This is a genomic window from Bradyrhizobium sp. FW305-F6 (genome assembly GCF_058782905.1).
The window spans coordinates 139,896-157,766 of the sequence record NZ_JBYSYD010000003.1; the positions used below are offsets into that span (position 1 = coordinate 139,896).

Annotated in this window: 22 protein-coding genes; 17 read left to right on the forward strand and 5 right to left on the reverse strand. The window is 65.2% G+C overall.

Annotated features, from left to right (window positions below):
- Window positions 1-10: 10 nt before the first annotated feature.
- The 10 genes from AC3WLX_RS21000 (at window position 11) to adhP (ending at window position 8,594) form a co-directional block, all read left to right on the forward strand.
- Window positions 11-496, forward strand: a complete 486-nt coding sequence (locus AC3WLX_RS21000; protein WP_014494194.1) for a (2Fe-2S)-binding protein — start codon at window positions 11-13, stop codon at window positions 494-496.
- 27 nt (window positions 497-523) lie between these two features.
- Window positions 524-1,330 (forward strand): FAD binding domain-containing protein, encoded by an 807-nt coding sequence (locus AC3WLX_RS21005; RefSeq protein WP_492337425.1) that lies wholly within the window; start codon window positions 524-526, stop codon window positions 1,328-1,330.
- A 62-nt stretch (window positions 1,331-1,392) separates the two neighbouring features.
- Entirely contained in the window at window positions 1,393-2,316 is a 924-nt protein-coding gene (locus tag AC3WLX_RS21010) for an AAA family ATPase (RefSeq protein WP_291622694.1), read from the forward strand.
- Between the two features lie 138 nt (window positions 2,317-2,454).
- The gene (locus AC3WLX_RS21015; protein ID WP_492337426.1) at window positions 2,455-3,657 is read left to right on the forward strand and encodes a vWA domain-containing protein; all 1,203 of its coding nucleotides are present in this window, start codon (window positions 2,455-2,457) and stop codon (window positions 3,655-3,657) included.
- A gap of 10 nt (window positions 3,658-3,667) precedes the next feature.
- Window positions 3,668-3,991: an XdhC family protein gene (locus tag AC3WLX_RS21020; RefSeq protein WP_007602422.1), complete on the forward strand. Its 324-nt coding sequence runs from the start codon at window positions 3,668-3,670 to the stop codon at window positions 3,989-3,991.
- A 2-nt stretch (window positions 3,992-3,993) separates the two neighbouring features.
- A complete protein-coding gene (locus AC3WLX_RS21025; RefSeq protein ID WP_291631075.1) occupies window positions 3,994-4,695 on the forward strand; it encodes an XdhC family protein in 702 nt (233 codons plus the stop codon).
- Window positions 4,692-6,296 (forward strand): NTP transferase domain-containing protein, encoded by a 1,605-nt coding sequence (locus AC3WLX_RS21030; protein WP_492337427.1) that lies wholly within the window; start codon window positions 4,692-4,694, stop codon window positions 6,294-6,296. The genes AC3WLX_RS21025 and AC3WLX_RS21030 overlap by 4 nt, the downstream gene beginning before the upstream one ends.
- 204 nt (window positions 6,297-6,500) lie before the next feature.
- A complete protein-coding gene (locus tag AC3WLX_RS21035) occupies window positions 6,501-6,890 on the forward strand; it encodes a DUF4189 domain-containing protein (protein WP_492337428.1) in 390 nt (129 codons plus the stop codon).
- Window positions 6,891-7,021: 131 nt separating this feature from the next.
- On the forward strand, window positions 7,022-7,432 hold the full coding sequence (locus AC3WLX_RS21040; RefSeq protein ID WP_492337429.1) for a DUF2000 family protein: 411 nt from the start codon (window positions 7,022-7,024) through the stop codon (window positions 7,430-7,432).
- 136 nt (window positions 7,433-7,568) lie between these two features.
- Window positions 7,569-8,594 carry an alcohol dehydrogenase AdhP gene (adhP, locus tag AC3WLX_RS21045; RefSeq protein ID WP_492337430.1) on the forward strand — a complete coding sequence of 342 codons (1,026 nt, stop codon included), beginning with the start codon at window positions 7,569-7,571 and terminating at the stop codon, window positions 8,592-8,594.
- 4 nt (window positions 8,595-8,598) lie between these two features.
- Here the strand turns inward: adhP and AC3WLX_RS21050 are convergent, their stop codons facing one another.
- The 3 genes from AC3WLX_RS21050 to AC3WLX_RS21060 are packed head-to-tail and all read right to left on the reverse strand — an operon-like array spanning window position 8,599 to window position 9,821.
- Window positions 8,599-9,012 carry a GFA family protein gene (locus AC3WLX_RS21050; RefSeq protein WP_492337431.1) on the reverse strand — a complete coding sequence of 138 codons (414 nt, stop codon included), beginning with the start codon at window positions 9,010-9,012 and terminating at the stop codon, window positions 8,599-8,601.
- Window positions 9,013-9,024: 12 nt separating this feature from the next.
- A complete protein-coding gene (locus AC3WLX_RS21055) occupies window positions 9,025-9,489 on the reverse strand; it encodes an SRPBCC family protein (protein WP_492337432.1) in 465 nt (154 codons plus the stop codon).
- Window positions 9,486-9,821, reverse strand: a complete 336-nt coding sequence (locus AC3WLX_RS21060) for an ArsR/SmtB family transcription factor (protein ID WP_492337433.1) — start codon at window positions 9,819-9,821, stop codon at window positions 9,486-9,488. The genes AC3WLX_RS21055 and AC3WLX_RS21060 overlap by 4 nt, the downstream gene beginning before the upstream one ends.
- Before the next feature lie 108 nt (window positions 9,822-9,929).
- On the opposite strand from AC3WLX_RS21060, the gene AC3WLX_RS21065 reads away from it, so the two are divergent.
- From AC3WLX_RS21065 to AC3WLX_RS21090, 6 genes are all read left to right on the forward strand, one after another.
- Window positions 9,930-10,625: a TetR/AcrR family transcriptional regulator gene (locus AC3WLX_RS21065; RefSeq protein WP_291620529.1), complete on the forward strand. Its 696-nt coding sequence runs from the start codon at window positions 9,930-9,932 to the stop codon at window positions 10,623-10,625.
- A 23-nt stretch (window positions 10,626-10,648) separates the two neighbouring features.
- Entirely contained in the window at window positions 10,649-11,410 is a 762-nt protein-coding gene (locus AC3WLX_RS21070) for an HlyD family secretion protein (RefSeq protein ID WP_492337434.1), read from the forward strand.
- Complete coding sequence (locus AC3WLX_RS21075) at window positions 11,407-12,339, forward strand: ABC transporter ATP-binding protein (RefSeq protein ID WP_492337435.1); 933 nt, start codon at window positions 11,407-11,409, stop codon at window positions 12,337-12,339. The genes AC3WLX_RS21070 and AC3WLX_RS21075 overlap by 4 nt, the downstream gene beginning before the upstream one ends.
- Complete coding sequence (locus tag AC3WLX_RS21080; RefSeq protein ID WP_291620535.1) at window positions 12,336-13,499, forward strand: ABC transporter permease; 1,164 nt, start codon at window positions 12,336-12,338, stop codon at window positions 13,497-13,499. Before AC3WLX_RS21075 ends, AC3WLX_RS21080 begins: the two co-directional genes overlap by 4 nt.
- A gap of 109 nt (window positions 13,500-13,608) precedes the next feature.
- Window positions 13,609-14,916: an adenylate/guanylate cyclase domain-containing protein gene (locus AC3WLX_RS21085; RefSeq protein WP_492337436.1), complete on the forward strand. Its 1,308-nt coding sequence runs from the start codon at window positions 13,609-13,611 to the stop codon at window positions 14,914-14,916.
- Window positions 14,917-15,036: 120 nt separating this feature from the next.
- Window positions 15,037-15,951: a PhzF family phenazine biosynthesis protein gene (locus AC3WLX_RS21090; protein ID WP_492337437.1), complete on the forward strand. Its 915-nt coding sequence runs from the start codon at window positions 15,037-15,039 to the stop codon at window positions 15,949-15,951.
- Between the two features lie 124 nt (window positions 15,952-16,075).
- On the opposite strand, the gene AC3WLX_RS21095 is transcribed toward AC3WLX_RS21090, so the two are convergent.
- The gene (locus AC3WLX_RS21095; protein WP_291620543.1) at window positions 16,076-16,537 is read right to left on the reverse strand and encodes a DUF488 domain-containing protein; all 462 of its coding nucleotides are present in this window, start codon (window positions 16,535-16,537) and stop codon (window positions 16,076-16,078) included.
- A 9-nt stretch (window positions 16,538-16,546) separates the two neighbouring features.
- Window positions 16,547-17,383: a DUF72 domain-containing protein gene (locus tag AC3WLX_RS21100; protein WP_291620545.1), complete on the reverse strand. Its 837-nt coding sequence runs from the start codon at window positions 17,381-17,383 to the stop codon at window positions 16,547-16,549.
- Between the two features lie 98 nt (window positions 17,384-17,481).
- On the opposite strand from AC3WLX_RS21100, the gene AC3WLX_RS21105 reads away from it, so the two are divergent.
- Window positions 17,482-17,859 (forward strand): hypothetical protein, encoded by a 378-nt coding sequence (locus tag AC3WLX_RS21105; RefSeq protein ID WP_291620547.1) that lies wholly within the window; start codon window positions 17,482-17,484, stop codon window positions 17,857-17,859.
- The last annotated feature ends 12 nt before the right edge of the window (window positions 17,860-17,871 follow it).

Below are 17,871 nucleotides of genomic sequence, written 5' to 3' on the forward strand. Positions count from 1 at the left end.
GAGAGTGCTTATGGCAAAAATCTCCCTCATCGTGAACGGCAATCCTGTGACGGCCAATGTCGATCCCCGCACGCTCCTGGTGCAGTTCTTGCGCGAGAATCTGCGGCTGACCGGCACCCATGTCGGCTGCGACACCTCGCAGTGCGGCGCCTGCGTCGTGCATCTCGACGGCAAGGCCGTGAAGTCCTGCACCACGCTTGCCGTGATGGCCGACGGCCACGAGGTCAAGACGATCGAGGGGCTGGCCGCCGATGGCGCGCCGCTGCATCCGATGCAGGAAGCCTTCCGTGAGCACCATGGCCTGCAGTGCGGCTTCTGCACGCCCGGCATGATCATGACAGCGATCGACATCGTGCATCGCAAGGGCCACGAGCTCGACGACCACACGATTCGCGAGGAGCTGGAAGGCAATCTCTGCCGCTGCACCGGCTATCAGAACATCGTCGCCTCGATCTCCGCCGGCGCCAAGGCGATGGCGAAATCCGACCTCGCGTAACGCGCATCCCGCGATCAGGACATTCAGATGTACGAATTCAAATATCATCGCCCTGGGACGGTTCGCCAGGCGGCCAACCTCCTGGTGAAGAACGAGGACGCCAAGCTGGTCGCCGGCGGCCACACGCTGATCCCCGTCATGAAGCAGCGCCTCGCCAGCCCCCCGCATCTGGTCGACCTCTCCCATATCGAGGGGCTCAACGCGATCGAGATGAAGGGGCGCTCGCTGGTGATCGGCGCCACCGCGAAGCACGCCGAGGTCGCGAACTCGGCAATCGTCGGCGAGGCGATCCCGGCGCTGGCGAATCTCGCGAGCCTGATCGGCGATCCCGCCGTGCGTCACAAGGGCACGATCGGCGGCTCGCTCGCCAACAACGATCCGACCGCGGACTATCCGGCCGCGGTGCTGGCGCTTGGCGCCACCATCGTCACCAACAAGCGCCGTCTCAAGGCGGAAGAGTTCTTCCAGGGGCTATTCACGACCGCGCTCGAAGCCGACGAGATCATCACCAAGGTGATGTTCCCGCTGCCGAAGAAAGCCGCCTACATCAAGTTCCGTAACCAGGCTTCGCGCTACGCGCTGGTCGGCGTGTTCGTGGCGCGGCGTCCGTCGGACGTGCGCGTTGCCGTTACCGGTGCCGGCTCCGAAGGCGTGTTTCGCGTCACTGCATTCGAGGAGGCCCTCAAGAAGCGCTTCGCCTCGAAGGCGCTGGAGGGCATCACCGTGCCGGCAGAAGGCCTCAATAGCGATATCCATGGCAGCGCCGAATACCGCGCACACCTCATCGGTGTGCTGACGCGGCGCGCCGTCGACGCCGCCAATGCCAAGGAATGAGCTGAGCTCATTCCTCGATCCAAACCTGTCCCTGGCGAGGGCGTAGCGAGACTGGCTTCCTTATGACTTCAGCGACCAGTTCTTCCGGTGCTTTGCCGGCATCGGTCGATGCGATGCTCGAACTCCTGACATCGCGCGGCTATCTCGCCGAACGGTCGCTGGCGACTGTGACCTATCTGTCGCTGCGCATGGGCCGGCCGCTGTTTCTGGAAGGCGAGGCCGGCGTCGGCAAGACCGAGATCGCCAAGGTGCTCTCGGCGGCGCTGGGGCGAAAGCTGATCCGCCTTCAGTGCTATGAGGGCCTCGACGTCTCCTCGGCAGTCTACGAGTGGAATAGCGCGGCACAGATGATCGCCATCCGGATGGCGGAAGCGGCCGGCGACACCGACCGCGACCAGCTCTCGAGCGACATCTTCGCCGACCGCTACATGATCAAGCGTCCGCTGCTGCAGGCCCTGGAGCCCGATGTCGCCGGCCCGCCGGTGCTGCTGATCGACGAGCTCGACCGCGCCGACGAGGCGTTCGAGGCTTACCTGCTCGAAATCCTCAGTGACTTCCAGGTGACCATCCCCGAATTCGGCACCGTGAAAGCGCCGCACCCGCCGATCGTCATCATCACGTCGAACCGCACCCGCGAGATCCACGACGCCCTGAAGCGGCGCTGCCTCTATCACTGGGTTGATTATCCCGCCGCCGAGCGTGAGCTCGCGATCGTCAAGACGCGCGTGCCCGGTATCTCCGCGAAGCTGTCGCAGCAGGTCGTGCGCTTCGTCCAGGCGCTGCGCAACCAGGACTTCTACAAGTCGCCCGGTGTCGCCGAGACCATCGACTGGGCCACCGCGTTGTCGGAGCTCGATGCCCGCTCGCTGACCCCGCAAGTGGTCGGTGACACGCTGGGCGCGCTGCTCAAGTACCAGGACGACATCACCCGCATGCAGGGCGATACCTTGCAGAAGGTGCTGAAGGAAGCGACGAGCGAGAATTGACGCGCGTCATAGCTGCTCCCGTCATTCCGGGGCGACGCGCAAGCGTCGAGCCCGGAATCCATAACCACGATCGGGAGTATGGATTCCGGGCTCGCGCCAAGTGGCGCGCCCCGGAATGACGACCAAGAGTGTGGACGCATGGCCATCAACCACCTTGCCCCTGACAAGACCGAGCAGTTCGCCGACAACATCGTCGGCTTCGCCCGCGCGCTGCGCTCCGCCGGGATGCCGGTCGGGCCGGGCGCCGTCATTGATGCCATGAGCGCGCTCCAGGTGATCGACATCGGCAACCGCGCCGACGTCTTCACCACGCTGGAGGCGATCTTCGTCAAGCGCCATGAACATGCGCTGATCTTCAAGCAGGCCTTCAACCTGTTCTTCCGCGCCTCGGAGGAGTGGAAGCACATGCTCGATTCCGTGCCCCTGCCGGAGGAGGCCAGGAAAAAGCCGCAGGCGGGCGCCCGTCGCGTCCAGGAGGCGATGTCGCAGCCGCGCATGACCGAGACGCAGCAGCGCCAGGAGCAGGATCTGCGCCTGTCGGTCTCCGACAAGGAGATCCTCCAGAAGAAGGACTTTGCGCAGATGAGTGCGGCCGAGATCGCCGAGGCGCTTCGCGCCGTCGAGCGGATGCGGCTGCCGCAGGCCGAGCTTCTGACGCGCCGGCACCGGCCCGATGCCCGCGGCCTGCGTCTCGACCTCCGCCGTACGCTGCGCGCATCGCTGCGCACCGGCGGCGACATCATCGACATCCATCGCCTCGGGCGGATCGAGAAGCCCGCGCCGATCGTGGCGCTGCTCGATATTTCGGGCTCGATGAGCGAGTACACCCGCCTGTTCCTGCATTTCCTGCATGCGATCACGGATGCGCGAAAGCGCGTCTCGGTGTTCCTGTTCGGGACGCGCCTCACCAATGTCAGCCGTGCGCTGCGCCAGCGCGACCCCGACGAGGCGCTGGCGAGCTGCTCGGCCTCGGTCGAGGATTGGGCCGGCGGCACCCGGATCTCGGCCTCGCTGCACAACTTCAACAAATTGTGGGCGCGGCGCGTGCTGAGCCAGGGCGCCATCGTGCTGCTGATCTCCGACGGGCTGGAACGCGAAGCCGATTCCAAGCTGGCCTTCGAGATGGACCGGCTGCACCGGTCCTGCCGGCGGCTGATCTGGCTCAACCCGCTGCTGCGGTTCGGCGGTTTCGAGGCCAAGGCGCAGGGCATCAAAATGATGCTTCCCCACGTTGACGAATTCCGCCCGGTACATAATTTGAGTTCGATCCAGGAGCTGATCACGACGCTCTCCCGGCCGCTGCCGCCGCATCACCGCAGCCTGATCCGTTCCGCAGCTTGAGAGGCACCCCATGCTCGATCGCGACGAGGACATCCTGAAGGCGGCGGAGGACTGGCAGAAGGCCGGCCGTGGCGTCGCGTTGGCGACGGTCGTCGAAACCTGGGGCTCGGCACCGCGCCCGGCGGGCTCGAGCCTCGTCATCAACGACGAGGGCACCTTCCTCGGTTCGGTCTCCGGCGGCTGCGTCGAGGGCGCCGTGGTCACCGAGGCCATGGATGTGATCCAGAGCGGCAAACCGAGGATGCTGGAGTTCGGCGTCGCCGACGAGACCGCCTGGAATGTCGGGCTGTCCTGTGGCGGCACCATCCGCGTCTTCGTCGAGAAGGTCGGCTAGCCGTGAAGCTCGAGATCCTGCACGAACTCAATGCCGAGCGCGCCGCGCGCCGGCCGGTGATCCTTGTCACCGACACCGAGAGCGGCGAGCAGCGGCTGGTGAAGGCGAAGGATTTTGCCAGGGATCCCCTGCGTGCCGAGCTGGAGAAGCAGCTTCGCATGGGCAAGAGCGCCAGTGTCGAGGCCGGCGGCAAGAAGCTCTTTCTCAACGTCTACGCGCCGACGGCAAAGCTCGTGATTGTCGGTGCGGTCCATATCAGCCAGGCGCTCGCGCCGCTGGCGCGGTCGCTCGGCTATGACGTCACCGTGGTCGATCCGCGCACGGCCTTTGCGAGCCCGGAGCGCTTTCCCGACATTCCACTGATCGCGGAATGGCCGGACACCGCGTTGCCGCCGCTCAACGTTGATGCCTATACGGCGTTTGTCGCTGTGACGCACGATCCGAAGATCGACGACCCCGCGCTGCTGCACGCCTTCGAGCGCAACTGCTTCTACATCGGCGCGCTCGGCTCGCGAAAGACACACGCCAAGCGCGGCGACCGGCTGCGGGCGCAGGGCGCGAAGGACAGCGACATCGCGCGCATTCACGCGCCCATCGGACTTGCCATCGGCGCGGTTTCGCCGTCCGAGATCGCGGTCGCGATCATGGCCGAGATCACGGCGGTGCTTCGGCTGCCTCCGAAAGAAAAAGAAGAAGCGGCATGAAATTCGGACCGGCGAGCCCGAGGGATGCGATCGGCGGGGTGACCGTCCACACCCTGCGCCAGGGGCCGCTGGTTCTGAAGAAGGGCACGACGATCGGGCCAGCCGAGGTCGAGTCGCTGGAGCGTGCCGGCATCAAGGACATCGTCGTGGTGCGCCTGGAGGAGGGCGACGTCTCCGAGGACGTTGCGGCCGCCAGCATCGCGCTCGCCATCGGCGGGGAAGGCATCCATGTCGAGCGCGCGTTCACCGGCCGCGCCAATCTGTTCGCCGCCGGGCCGGGTGTGCTGGTGGTCGACCGCGCCGCGGTCGACCGCATCAACAACATCGACGAAGCCATCACCTTTGCCACGCTAACCGCCTTCAAGCCCGTGGTCGAGGGCGAGATGGTCGGCACCGTCAAGATCATCCCGTTCGGCGTCGAAGCGAGTTTGCGCGATGCCGCGGTGAAGGCGGCGGGCAAGGAGGTGCTCAAGGTCGCGCCTTACGTGATCAAGCGCGTCGGCGTGGTCTCGACGCTGCTGCCGGGCCTGTCCTCCAAGGTGATCGACAAAACGCTGCGCGTCACCGCCGAGCGGCTCGCCCCGGCCGGGGCCGGCATCATGGCCGAGCGCCGGGTCCCGCACGAGGAGCAGGCACTGTCGGCCGCAATCCAGGAATTGCTCGGCCTCGGCGCCGAGCTCGTGATCGTGTTCGGCGCATCCGCGATCGCCGACCGCCGCGACGTGATTCCGGCGGCGGTGACCGGCATCGGCGGGGAGATTGAGCATTTCGGCATGCCGGTCGATCCCGGCAATCTCCTGCTCATCGCGCGGGCCGGCGACGTTCCGGTGCTGGGCGCGCCGGGCTGCGCGCGCTCGCCGGTCGAGAACGGGTTCGACTGGGTCTTGATGCGGCTTCTCGCTGGCATCGAGGTGACGCGGTCCGAGTTGATGGGCATGGGGGTCGGCGGCCTCTTGATGGAGATCGTGACGCGGCCGCAGCCGCGCGCCGAGCCGGAGATCGAGGGCAACAGCCAGGTCGCCGCAATCGTGCTCGCGGCGGGCCGCTCGACCCGCATGGGTGGCCCGAACAAGCTGCTCGCCGAGCTCGACGGCAAGAAGCTGGTGCGACTGGCGACCGAGCAGGGGCTGGCCTCGAAGGCATCCGAGGTGATCGTCGTCACCGGTCATCAGGCCGAGCTGGTCGAGCAGGCGCTGCAAGGGCTGAAGGTGAGGTTCGTCCGCAATGCGGATTTTGCCGGCGGCATTGCGAGTTCAGTCAAGGCCGGAATCGCCGCGGTGCCAGAGAGCTGCGACGGCGCCGTCGTGTGTCTCGGCGACATGCCGCTGATCGATGCTGGCCTGATCGACCGCTTGATCGACAGCTTTGCACCCGATCGCGGCAACCTCATCGTCGTGCCGGTCTGCGAAGGCCGCCGCGGCAATCCCGTGCTGTGGTCGCGCCGCTTCTTCAAGGAATTGATGACGCTCGACGGCGACGTCGGCGCGCGTCATCTGATCGCCAAGCACACCGAGGCGGTCGCCGAGGTGCCCGTCGATGGCGAGAGCGCGTTCCTCGACATCGACACGCCGCAGGCATTGGAAGCGGCAAGGCGGGGATGAAGGTGCGTAGGGCGGATTAGCCGAAGGCGTAATCCGCCGCTGTGTTTCTCCGTGGAAACAAAAGAGGCGGATCACGCTTTGCTAATCCGCCCTACGGGACTACGGCACTCTCCAAGCCTTCTGATTTCCAACCACCCGTTCACCATCTGGAAACGACCGCGGCTTAGAATCGGCCGCACCTGCCTTGGGGGGAGGGGTTTTTCCATGGCTTCGAACGTCGTCGCGCGCCGTTGCGCGATGCTTTGCTTTGTTTTGTCGCTTGCTGTCACGGGTGCTCGCACCATCACCGATGCTGATGCCGCCGGAGCGTTTGCGGTCGGCAAATGCGGCGCATATGGCCAGGCTTTTGATTATGGTCACGAGGACGAAGCGCGTGCCGCGGCGCAGAAGCAGTGCAAGGGCGATTGCACGACCGTGACGATGAAGCACGCTTGTGCCGCCATGTCGGTCGACATGACAAATCCCTGCGGCGCCTATGGCTATGCCGTCAAGCCGAAGATCTCTGCCTCGCTCAACGCTGCCACGCGCGAATGCTACAAATACGGCGGCAAGGAATGCGTGATCCGCGCCTGGGCCTGCGACGCCAAGGGCTGATTTTTCCTTGCCGTCATTCCGGGGCGATGCGTAGCATCGAGCCCGGAATCCATCGTGCTACAGAGCAGGTGGGCGAATGGATTCCGGGTTCGGTCCTATGGACCGCCCCGGAATGACAATCGAGGGAATCCATGCAGTTCGAGACCAAGATCGCCGTGGTGATCCGTACCGATCTTCAAGCCTGGCAGAAACTCAACGTCGCGTCTTTCCTCACCAGCGGCATCGCCGCGGCCTTTCCCGAATGCATCGGCGAAGCCTATGAGGACGCCTCGGGCACGCAATATCATGCGCTGATCGGCCAGCCGATCCTGATCTACGGCGCCGACGGTCCCGCATTGTCGCGCGCGCTGGACCGCGCGCTCACCCGCAACGTCAAGCCGGCGGTCTACACCGAGGACATGTTCAAGACCACGCACGACGCCGCCAACCGCGAAGCGGTGAGGGCCGTTGCGCGCACAGAACTCAATCTCGTCGGCATCGCCATGCGTGCCGATCGCAAGGTGATCGACAAGATCGTCGACGGTCTCAAGTTCCATAGCTGAGCGCTTGGAACTCGTGATGTCATGGTGACGTCACGATGACGCGAGCGCTTGCGCAAACGTTGTGCTGTTTGATCGCCATCAAGAGCAACGTCGCCGGTATCGCTAATCTGCCCCAGCAATCAAAGGGAGCAGACCGATGCCGACCATGAAAGCCGCAATCGTCAAGCAATTCGGCAAGCCGCTGGTGATCGAGGACGTACCGGTGCCGCAGCCCGGTCCGGGCGAGGTTCTGGTCAAGGTCAAGGCCTGCGGCGTCTGCCATACCGATCTACACGCAGCCTCAGGCGACTGGCCGGTGAAGCCGGTGCCGCCTTTCATCCCCGGCCATGAAGCCGCCGGCACCGTCGCCGCGATCGGGCCCGGCGTGAAGAATCTGAAGGTCGGCGATGCCGTCGGCGTCGCCTGGCTGCACGATGCCTGCATGTCCTGCGAATATTGCGAGACCGGCTGGGAGACGCTGTGCGAGCATCAGCACAACACCGGCTACAGCGTGAACGGCGGCTTTGCCGAATATGTCATCGCCTCGGCGGCCTTCGCCGCCAAGCTGCCGGCGAGCGTCGATTTCGCCGCGATCGCGCCGATCCTGTGCGCCGGCGTCACTACCTACAAGGGCTTGAAGGAGACGGAGGCAAGGCCCGGCGAATGGGTGGTGATCTCGGGCGTCGGTGGGCTCGGCCACGTCGCGGTTCAGTATGCCAAGGCGATGGGACTCAAGGTCGCCGCCATCGATATCGCCGAGGACAAGCTCGAACTCGCCCGCGAGACCGGGGCTGACCTCGCCGTGAATGCGCTCGCGGCCGATGCGGTGGACAAGGTGCTGGCGGCAACCGGGGGCGGAGCCCATGGCGTGCTGGTGACGGCGGTCTCGACCCCGGCATTCGCGCAGGCGCTGAAGATGGTGCGGCGTAAGGGCACCGTCAGCCTGGTCGGCCTGCCGCCGGGCGAGTTCCCGACTCCGATCTTCGACGTCGTGCTCAAGCGCATCACCGTGCGCGGCTCGATCGTCGGCACGCGGCGCGATCTCGACGAAGCCATCGCCTTTGCCGTGGACGGCAAGGTGAAGGCCGAGGTGACAAAGGTGCCGCTGGCGCAAATCAACGACGTGTTCGACCGCATGAAGGCCGGCAAAATCGACGGCCGCATGGTGCTGGATTTCGGCTAGCAACTCACCCGGGTGGCATGCCTTCGAATTTCGGCAAGTCAAGCTCGAGGCGATCCCAGCCAAGCCCGCGCGCGGCGTAGGTCACCGCCTGCGGCTTGTAGCGGGCGGGCTCGTCGAGGCTTGCGGCGCGAATGGTGAAGATGTCGGGCTGTGCCGCGAAGGTCAGGTAGACCGGCGTGCCGCATTGCCCGCAGAAGCCGCGCGTCTTCACGTTGCCGCTGTCGGCGACCATGCTCCAATGCCCGGCATCGCCGGTGAGCGTGACGCCGGCGCGCGCGAACGTCGCGTAGGAGCCGTGCCCGCTGCCGCTTTCCCGCTGGCAGTCGCGGCACTGACAGTGATTGCTGAACAGGGGCTCACCGAGGATCGAATAGCGGATCGCGCCGCAGGCGCAGCCGCCGGTATAGGGCTTGTCCATCACCGGTGGCTCCTACTTGTCTTCGCCCGAGACGGCATCGAGCCGGTGCAGCACCTTGACCCAGCCCTCGCTCATGTTGCGATAGGCGGTGTCGTTCTTCGGCGTCACAAAGCCCGAATGCACCACGCGCACGCGCGTGCCGGCTTCGACCGGCGTCAGGGACCAGGTCACGACGGTATCGAGCGCCGAGCCGTAGCCGGTATTGCTCTCGTCGCCGCCCTTCCAGGCATAGACGAAGCGCCTGCAGGCCACGACCTCCAGCACCCGGCAATGGATCGTGCCGTCCCAGGCGCCGGCCGGGTTGGTCTTGAATGTGAAAGTGTTGCCTTCGACGGCTTCGAAACCGGTCGGCGGCATCAGCCAGCGCGCAATCAGTTGGGCGCTGGTCAGCGCCTTCCAGATCGTCTCGGCCGCATGGGGGAAGACCTCGTCGACGACGATGTCCTGGGTCTGGACCTTGGAAGCAACTGCACTCACGGATCGATCTCCTTCAAGAGGTCACGCAGGTTCTGGAAGCGCTCGCGCCAGAACACGCCGTAATGGTCCATCCAGGTGACCAGGGGCTCCAGCCCTTGCGGCGCGGCGCGGTAATAGACGTTGCGGCCCTCGGCGCGCTCGGCCACCAGGCCGGCCTGCTTGAGGGACTTCAGATGCTGCGAGATCGCGCCCTGGGTCACGCCGCTGCCCCGCGTGAGCTCGGCGACGCTGATCTCCTTGCTCTCGAAGACACGTTCGAACACGGCGCGGCGAGTCGGGTCGGCGAGGGCGCGCATCACAGTGGTGATGGGATTTGGGCTGGCATCGATCATGAGGAATCATTAGCAATCACTAATTCATTAGTCAACGCTAATTATTTGAGGTGGCACCTGGACGCGCTGCAATTTGACAATGACTGACTAGTCAGTCATTGTATCATCATGTCCAAGAAGCCGACCAAAGCCGCCACGCCCTCCGCCGCTCGCGCCAAGGGGAGGCCCGATGCGCGCGATGGCAGCGACGGGGCGCCCGTCTCGAGCCGCGCCACGCGTGCGGCAGAGCGGCGTGCCGCGATCGTGGAGGCCGCGATGGAGGAGTTCGTCGCGCGCGGCTTCGCCGCGACGCGGCTCGACGACATCGCCAAGCGCGCCGGTGTCGCCAAGGGGACGATCTATCTGCACTTCAAGGACAAGGAATCGATGTTCGAGGAGCTGGTGCGCATCGTCATCGTACCCGTGGTGGCGCGGCTGAATGCGCTGCCGCCGCCGACCGGATCGGTGCGCGAGCTCGTCGAGACCTTTGCCGGAAACTTCCTGAAAGAGGTCATCGGCACGAGGCGCGGCGATCTCGTGCGTCTGATCGTGGCGGAGGGGCCGCGCTTTCCGGCTATCGCCGATTTCTACTATCGCGAGGTGGTCTCGCGGGGGATTGCCGGCATGCGCGCGCTGATCGAGCTCGGCATTGCCCGCGGCGAGATTCGGCAGAAGGACCTCGCACGCTATCCGCAGATCCTGGTCGCGCCCGCGATGATCGCGGTGATCTGGCAGAGCCTGTTTGCGCGGCACGCGCCGCTCGATGCCGAGGAGATGCTGCGCGTCCATCTCGATCTGATTTTCGGCGAACGGAGGACGACATGAGGTCGTCGTACACGATTTCTGTAGTGGCATTGCTCGCTGTCCTCGCAACCGGCCTCGCCGGCTGCAAGGAGAAGCGCGATCCCGGCTTCCAGGGATGGGTCGAGGCCGACATGATCTTCGTCAGCCCGGACGAAGCCGGACGGGTTACCAAGCTCAACGTTCGCGAGGGCGATCAGGTCAAGGTCGGCGATCACCTCTATTCCGTCGATGACGATCTCCAGCTTGCCGACCTCAACCAGCAGAAGGCGACGCTGGCGAACGCGCAGCAGACCTATGACCGTGCGGCCTCGCTGAGCAAGACGGGTTCGGGCACGCAGGCCAATCTCGATTCCGCCGTGTCCGCCTTGCGCGTCGCCGAGGCGCGGGTGGTGACGTCGGAAACGCGGATGGCACGCCGCCGGGGCTTCGCGCCCGTCGCCGGCACCATTCAGCAGATCTATTTCCGCGAGGGCGAGATGGTGGCGGCGCAGCGGCCGGTGCTGTCGATCATGCCGCCCGGCAATATGAAGCTGCGCTTCTTCGTCCCGGAGACCGAGCTGTCGAAGCTTGCGATCGGCGACACGGTGCGCATCGCGTGCGACAATTGCGCCGCCGACCTCACCGCAAAGATCTACTTCATGGCGACCTCGGCCGAATACACCCCGCCGGTCATCTACAGCCTCGATGAGCGCAGCAAGCTCGTCTACCTGATCCAGGCGCGGCCCTCGCGTCCCGATGCCTTGCGTGTCGGACAGCCGATCGACGTCCACCTCAATCCCAAAACCCCGGTGGCGGACAAGCGATGAATGGCGGAAGCGGCATCGCGATCGACGTCAAGGGCCTGACCAAGTCGTTCGGCGGCCGCGAGGTCGTGCACGATCTGTCGATGCAGGTGAAGCGCGGCTCGATCTACGGCTTTCTCGGACCCAACGGCTCGGGCAAGACCACGACCATCCGCATCCTCTGCGGGCTGCTCACGCCCGACAGCGGCGAGGGCACTTGCCTCGGCTATGACATCCGCCGCGATGCCGAGAAGATCAAGCGTAAAGTCGGCTACATGACCCAGCGCTTCAGCCTGTATCAGGACCTCTCGGTGCGCGAGAATCTCGAATTCGTCGCGCGGCTCTATGGCCTGCCTGATGCGCGCGGCGCGGCGCGCGACATGATCAAGCGGCTCGGGCTGTCGGGACGTGAGGAGCAGCTTGCCGGCGAGCTATCCGGCGGCTGGAAGCAGCGGCTGGCGCTGGGGGCCTGCACCTTGCCCAATCCGCAATTGCTGCTGCTGGACGAGCCGACCGCCGGCGTCGACCCCAAGGCGCGGCGCGATTTCTGGAACGAGATCCACGCGCTTGCCGCCGAGGGCCTCACCGTGCTGGTGTCCACTCACTACATGGACGAGGCCGAGCGCTGCCACGAGATTGCCTACATCGCCTACGGCAATCTGCTGGCGCACGGCACGGTGGAGGAAGTGATCGCCAAGTCCGCGCTGACCACCTACACTGTCACGGGCGAAACGCTGAACGAGCTTGCCGCCGCGCTCACGGGCAAGCCCGGAATCGACATGGTGGCGCCGTTCGGCACCTCCTTGCATGTCTCGGGGCGAGACGTGGCGGCGCTCGAAGCCAGCATCGCGCCCTGGCGCGCGAAGGATGGTCTGCATTGGCAGAAGTCGCCGCCCTCGCTCGAAGACGTTTTCATCGAGCTGATGGGGCGCTCCAAGGACAATTTCCAATGAGCGCGGTCGAGCATCCCGTACCGCGACGCGAAACCCGGGACCGTTTCGGCTTCCTACGGCGCTCCTATGCGATGCTGATCAAGGAGTTCATCCAGCTCAAGCGCGACCGCGTCTCGTTCGCGATGATCGTGATGCTACCGGTGATGCAGCTCATGCTGTTCGGCTACGCCATCAACACCACGCCGCGCCATCTGCCGAGCGCCGTGCTGCTCCAGGAGGATTCCGATCTCGCCCGCTCGATCCTGAAGGCGCTGGAGAACACCGCCTACTTCCGCTTCCTCTATGAGGTGCACGACGTCGATGATTTCGACAATCTCCTGAAGTCGGGCAAGGTGCTGTTCGGCGTCGAGATCCCGCGTGGCTTCGAGCGGGCGGTGCGGCGCGGCGACAGGCCGGCGCTGCTGGTCGCAGCCGATGCCACCGATCCGGTCGCGGCCAGCGCTGCCATCGGCTCGCTCGGCATGGTGGTGCAGACCGCGCTCAAGCACGATCTCTACATCGGCGCCCCCCCGGAAATGCCGTTCGAGATCCGCGCCCATGCCCGCTACAATCCGGCAGCCAGCTCCAGCCTCAACATCGTGCCGGGGCTGGTCGGCACCATCCTCACCATGACCATGTTGATCTTTACCGCGTTGTCGGTCACGCGCGAGGTCGAGCGCGGCACGATGGAGAGCCTGCTGTCGATGCCGATCAAGCCGGTCGAGGTGATGCTCGGCAAGATCGTGCCCTACGTGCTGGTCGGCTTCATCCAGGCCTTCCTGATCATCAGCATCGGCGTCGGCCTGTTCGGCGTGCCCGTGCTTGGCAATCTGTTCCTTCTGGCGCTGCTCTCGACGCTGTTCATCACCACCAATCTGTCGATCGGCTACACCATCTCGACGCTGGTGCAGAACCAGCTCCAGGCCATGCAGATGTCCATGATGTTCTTCCTGCCGAGCATCCTGCTCTCCGGCTTCATGTTCCCGTTCGCAGGGATGCCGGCCTGGGCGCAATATCTCGGCGAGGCTCTGCCGCTGACCCATTATCTGCGGATCGTGCGGGCCATCATGCTCAAGGGCGCCACAATGGAGAACCTGCGTTTCGACACGCTGGCGCTGGCCGCCCTGATGCTGCTCGCCATGACCATCGCCGTGACGCGCTTCCGCCGCACGCTGGATTGAGGCAAAGTGTCTCCGGCGTCATTCCGGGGCGATGCGTCAGCATCGAACCCGGAATCTCGAGATTCCAGGCTCGCGGCCGCGCCGCGCCCCGGAATGACAAGGGGGGAAGATGGTTCGTTTTGCCAGCAGGAAGACACGGCACCATGCCGCGCTATCGGAGGATTTCGAGCGCGAGCTGACGCGGGAGGTGCTGCGCACCGAGCTGCTCCGGGTGCGGGCGCTGATCATGACCGGCTGCATCCTGATGCTGCTGCTCACCGCGATCTATCTGATCGACCCCGCCGTGGTGAACCGGGTCTGGCGCGGAACGGAAGGTCTCATCGAGGTCTATGGCCTCCTCGTCGGATTCATCCTGTTCGAGGTCTGGGTCCACACCCAGATCAGGAAGAACCTCCGGCTCGATCGCGATCTGCCGGTGATCAGGCGCTATATCGGCACGCTGATCGAGACGTCACTGCCAACGGTGATCCTGATCCTGCAGACCCGGACCATGGGCCCGAGTCAGGCTCTCGGCTTTGCCGTGCCGCTGATGTACTTCATCTTCGTCATTCTCTCGACCTTGCGGCTCGACTTCTGGCTCTCGGCATTCACAGGCCTGGTCGCTGCAGCCGGGCTTCTGTCAGTCGCGCTGTACTACAACGCGGCTGACGAGGCCGGCGATCCCCTGATCTATTTCCACGCCGTGCGCAGCGTCGTGATTTTGATCTGCGGCGTGCTGGCGGGCGCCGTCGGCGCTCAGCTGCGCCGCCAGTTCGCCGCGAGCATCGCGGCGGCGACCGCGCGCGATCGCGTGACGAATTTGTTCGGTCAGCACGTCTCCCCTCAAGTGGTGGAACGCTTGATGACGGCGGGGACCAGTACGGGCGGCGACGTTCGTCGTGTGGCGGTGATGTTCGTCGATTTCCGCGGCTTCACGGCCGGCGCACAGTCGCGCACGCCGCAGGAGGTCGTCGACCGGCTCGACGGCGCCTTCGCCGTGCTCGTCGACATTCTCGATCGCCACGGCGGCATCGTGAACAAGTTCCTCGGCGACGGCTTCCTCGCGCTGTTCGGCGCGCCGCTGGAAGCCGCCGACGCCGCACAGCGGGCGGTCGCCGCAGGCCGTGAGATGTTGCGCGCGATGGACCGCATCAACGCAGAGACGAGCTGGCCGCTGCGCATCGGCATCGGCATCCATTTCGGTGAGGTTGTCGCCGGCAACATCGGCTCGCCCCGGCGCAAGGAATATACGGTCATCGGCGACACCGTGAACTTCGCCTCGCGCCTGGAGGCGCTGAACAAGGAGTTCGGCTCGCAGCTGTTGATCTCCGCGACGGTGCGCGAGGCGCTGGGCGATGATGGCAGCGATGCCGTCGCGCTCGGCGAAGTCACCGTCCGCGGTTACGAGCAGAAGGTGCCGGTGTTTCAACTGGGATGACGCATCGCCATTGATTGCTCCGATTGCACTCAATTTTGGGGCATGACGGGCGATATTTTCGCCTTGTAGAATGCTGCGCGATGCGGCCGGTCGTGGCCGCCATTGCATGAGGAAGTGACGATGCAGCGCCGCTACATCACCGTCGATGTGTTCACCGACCGCGCCTTCGGCGGCAACCAGCTCGCGGTGGTGCTCGATGCCGGAGGACTGTCGACCGCGCAGATGCAGGCGATCGCCACCGAGTTCAATTATTCCGAGACGACCTTCGTGCTGCCGCCGCGCGACAAGGCGAACGACGCAGAGGTGCGCATCTTCACGCCGGTCCGGGAGCTACCGTTTGCGGGCCATCCCAATGTCGGCACCGCCTTCGTGCTGGCGGGAATCGCGAAAGAGCCGAAGCCGCGGCTGCTGTTCGAGGAGAAGGCGGGTCTGGTCCCGGTCGATATCGTTCGGGAGCAGGGCAGGGTGATGAGCGCCGAGCTCACCGCGCCACAGCAACTGGCGAGGCTGGCGCAGTTGTCCGCAGCCGACGTCGCCGCCTGCATTTCGCTGGCGGCGGATGACATCAAGACCGATCATCACGCGCCGCAAGTCGTCGGCGTCGGCACGCCGTTCGTGGTGGCGGAGGTGGGATCGCGCGAAGCCGTGCGCAGGGCCAAGCCCGACGCAGCAGCGTTCGGCCGGATGCTGCCGCGCGACGGCGCTTTCTCGGTCTACTTCTACACGCGCGACGTGCCGGCCGCGGAGGCGCCCTGCGAGCGCCAGGCGCGGATGTTCTTTCCCGGCGCAAGCGGCCTGATCGAAGATCCCGCCACCGGCAGCGCGACGGTCGCCGCCGCCGCGCTGTTCGCCGATCTCGATCCCAGGCCCGACGGCGAATTGAAGCTCACCATCGGCCAGGGCTTTGACATGGGCCGCCCGAGCATGCTTCTCACCCGCGTGCACAAGCAGGACGGCAAGATCGTGTCCGCCCATGTCGGCGGGCAATGCGTGCAGATGATGGAGGGGACGTTCCGGCTGGCGGGGGAGGGCTGAGCCCTCTCAACTCGTCATTCCAAGGCAGCGCGAAGCGGTGAGCCCGGAATCCATTCGTCCGCCGACACTGCCGCTCGATAGATTCCGGGCTCGCGCTACGCGCGCCCCGGAATGACGGGTGTAGCTACACCTGCCGCCCCGCTAAATTCCTCACCGTCACCCCATCGCGGTCCTCGATGATCTCCGCGATCATCTGGCGGTGGCAATGGGTGTGGTCGCGCTCGTAGCACAATAGGCAAACCGGGCCGGCCTTCTTCACGAGCGACGAGAGCTCATCCATCGCTTCCCGCGCCTCGGGCGCCTTCAGGTGCTTTGAGAAGATCTTTTCCAGCACGTCGTATTGACCGCTGCGCGCGGCGAGCCGGCCCTCTTTCGGCGTGCCGAGCGCGGCGAGATGGACGTAAGCGATGCCACGCTCGTCCAGGCCTGCGGAAAGCTGCTTCTTGGAAAAGCCGGGCCGGCGCGATGATGTGACCGCGCGCACGTCGACCACGAGCTTGACGCCGGCCTGTTCCAGCTCGTCCAGCACGGCCTTCGGCGGTGTCTGCTCATAGCCGATCGTGAAGAGCTTCTTCGCCTTTGCCATGGACCACCCTCAGCTCACGCGCGCGATCAATTCCATGGCGCCGTGAGGCGCGCGCACCTTGCCCTCGTGGATGACGTAGGCGAACACGTCGCGCGGCGCCTTCTTCGGCTTCGCCTTGTCAACTTTCGGCAAATCGTCGGGTTCACCGCCCGAAGCCCAATCCTTGAAGCGCTCGGCCCAGGCATCGAGCTGCTTCGGCGGGTAGCAGGTCTTGATCTCGTCGTTGCCCTTCTGCAGCCTTGCATAGACGAAATCACCGGCGACGTCGGCGATCGCCGGGTATTTGCCGTGCTCTGCGAACACCACGGGCGTCTCGAACTCGCGGATCAGCGCCACGAAATCCGGCGTGCAGAAGCTGTCGTGGCGGACCTCGACGACATGGCGCAGTGCGCGCCCCTCGAGCTTGCGCGGCAGCAGCTCCAGGAACTTGCCGAAATCGGCGCCGTCGAACTTCTTGGTCGGCGCGAACTGCCACAGCACCGGCCCGAGATGGTCGCCGAGTTCCAGCACGCCGGAATCATAGAACCGCTTGATGGAATCGCCGGCCTCCGCGAGCACGCGGCGGTTGGTGGCAAAGCGCGGCCCTTTCACCGAGAACACGAAGCCTTGCGGCACCTCGCTTGCCCATTTGCGGAAGCTCTCCGGCTTCTGCGAGCCGTAATAAGTGCCGTTGATTTCGATCGAGGTCAGCTTCGAGGCGGCATAGGACAGCTCCTTCGCCTGCGCCAGCTTCTCCGGATAGAACACGCCGCGCCAGGGCTCGAAGGTCCAGCCGCCGATGCCGATGAAGATGTTGCCGGATTTTTTTGACGCAGTTTTTGCTTTGGCCACGGGAAGATCTCGCATCGACGGGAAGGATCTCATCCTAGTCAAACCAGATGGGATTGGCCAGTTGTCCGGTCCGGTCTAAGCTCGCGCCGAGGCCCGCGGACAAGGAGAACAAGATGCGGAGGCTTTTGGTGGGAGTCGCACTCGTCATGATGTCATCTGCTGCCATGACATCGTCCGCCCTGGCGGATGACGACGACGACAGTGCGCAGAAGCTCGCCAAACAGGGCCGCGACGATTACTGGCGTTGCCTTTCGCGGGAATATTCGCGCGACAGCAATCAGGGGCGATCGGAGCAGGACTTTGGCCGTTCGGTCGCGAGCGCCTGTCCCTCGGAGCGGCAACATTACCGGGTGGCGCTGCTCGACTATCTCACGACGCAATATCCTGACATCGATGCCGGCGCCCATCTCGCGACCGCGAACAGGGCGGTGGAGGCGGCGCAGAAGGACATCGTGACCGCCTTCGTCAAGCGTAGGCCGCCGGTGAAGTAGGAGTAGGCCTTC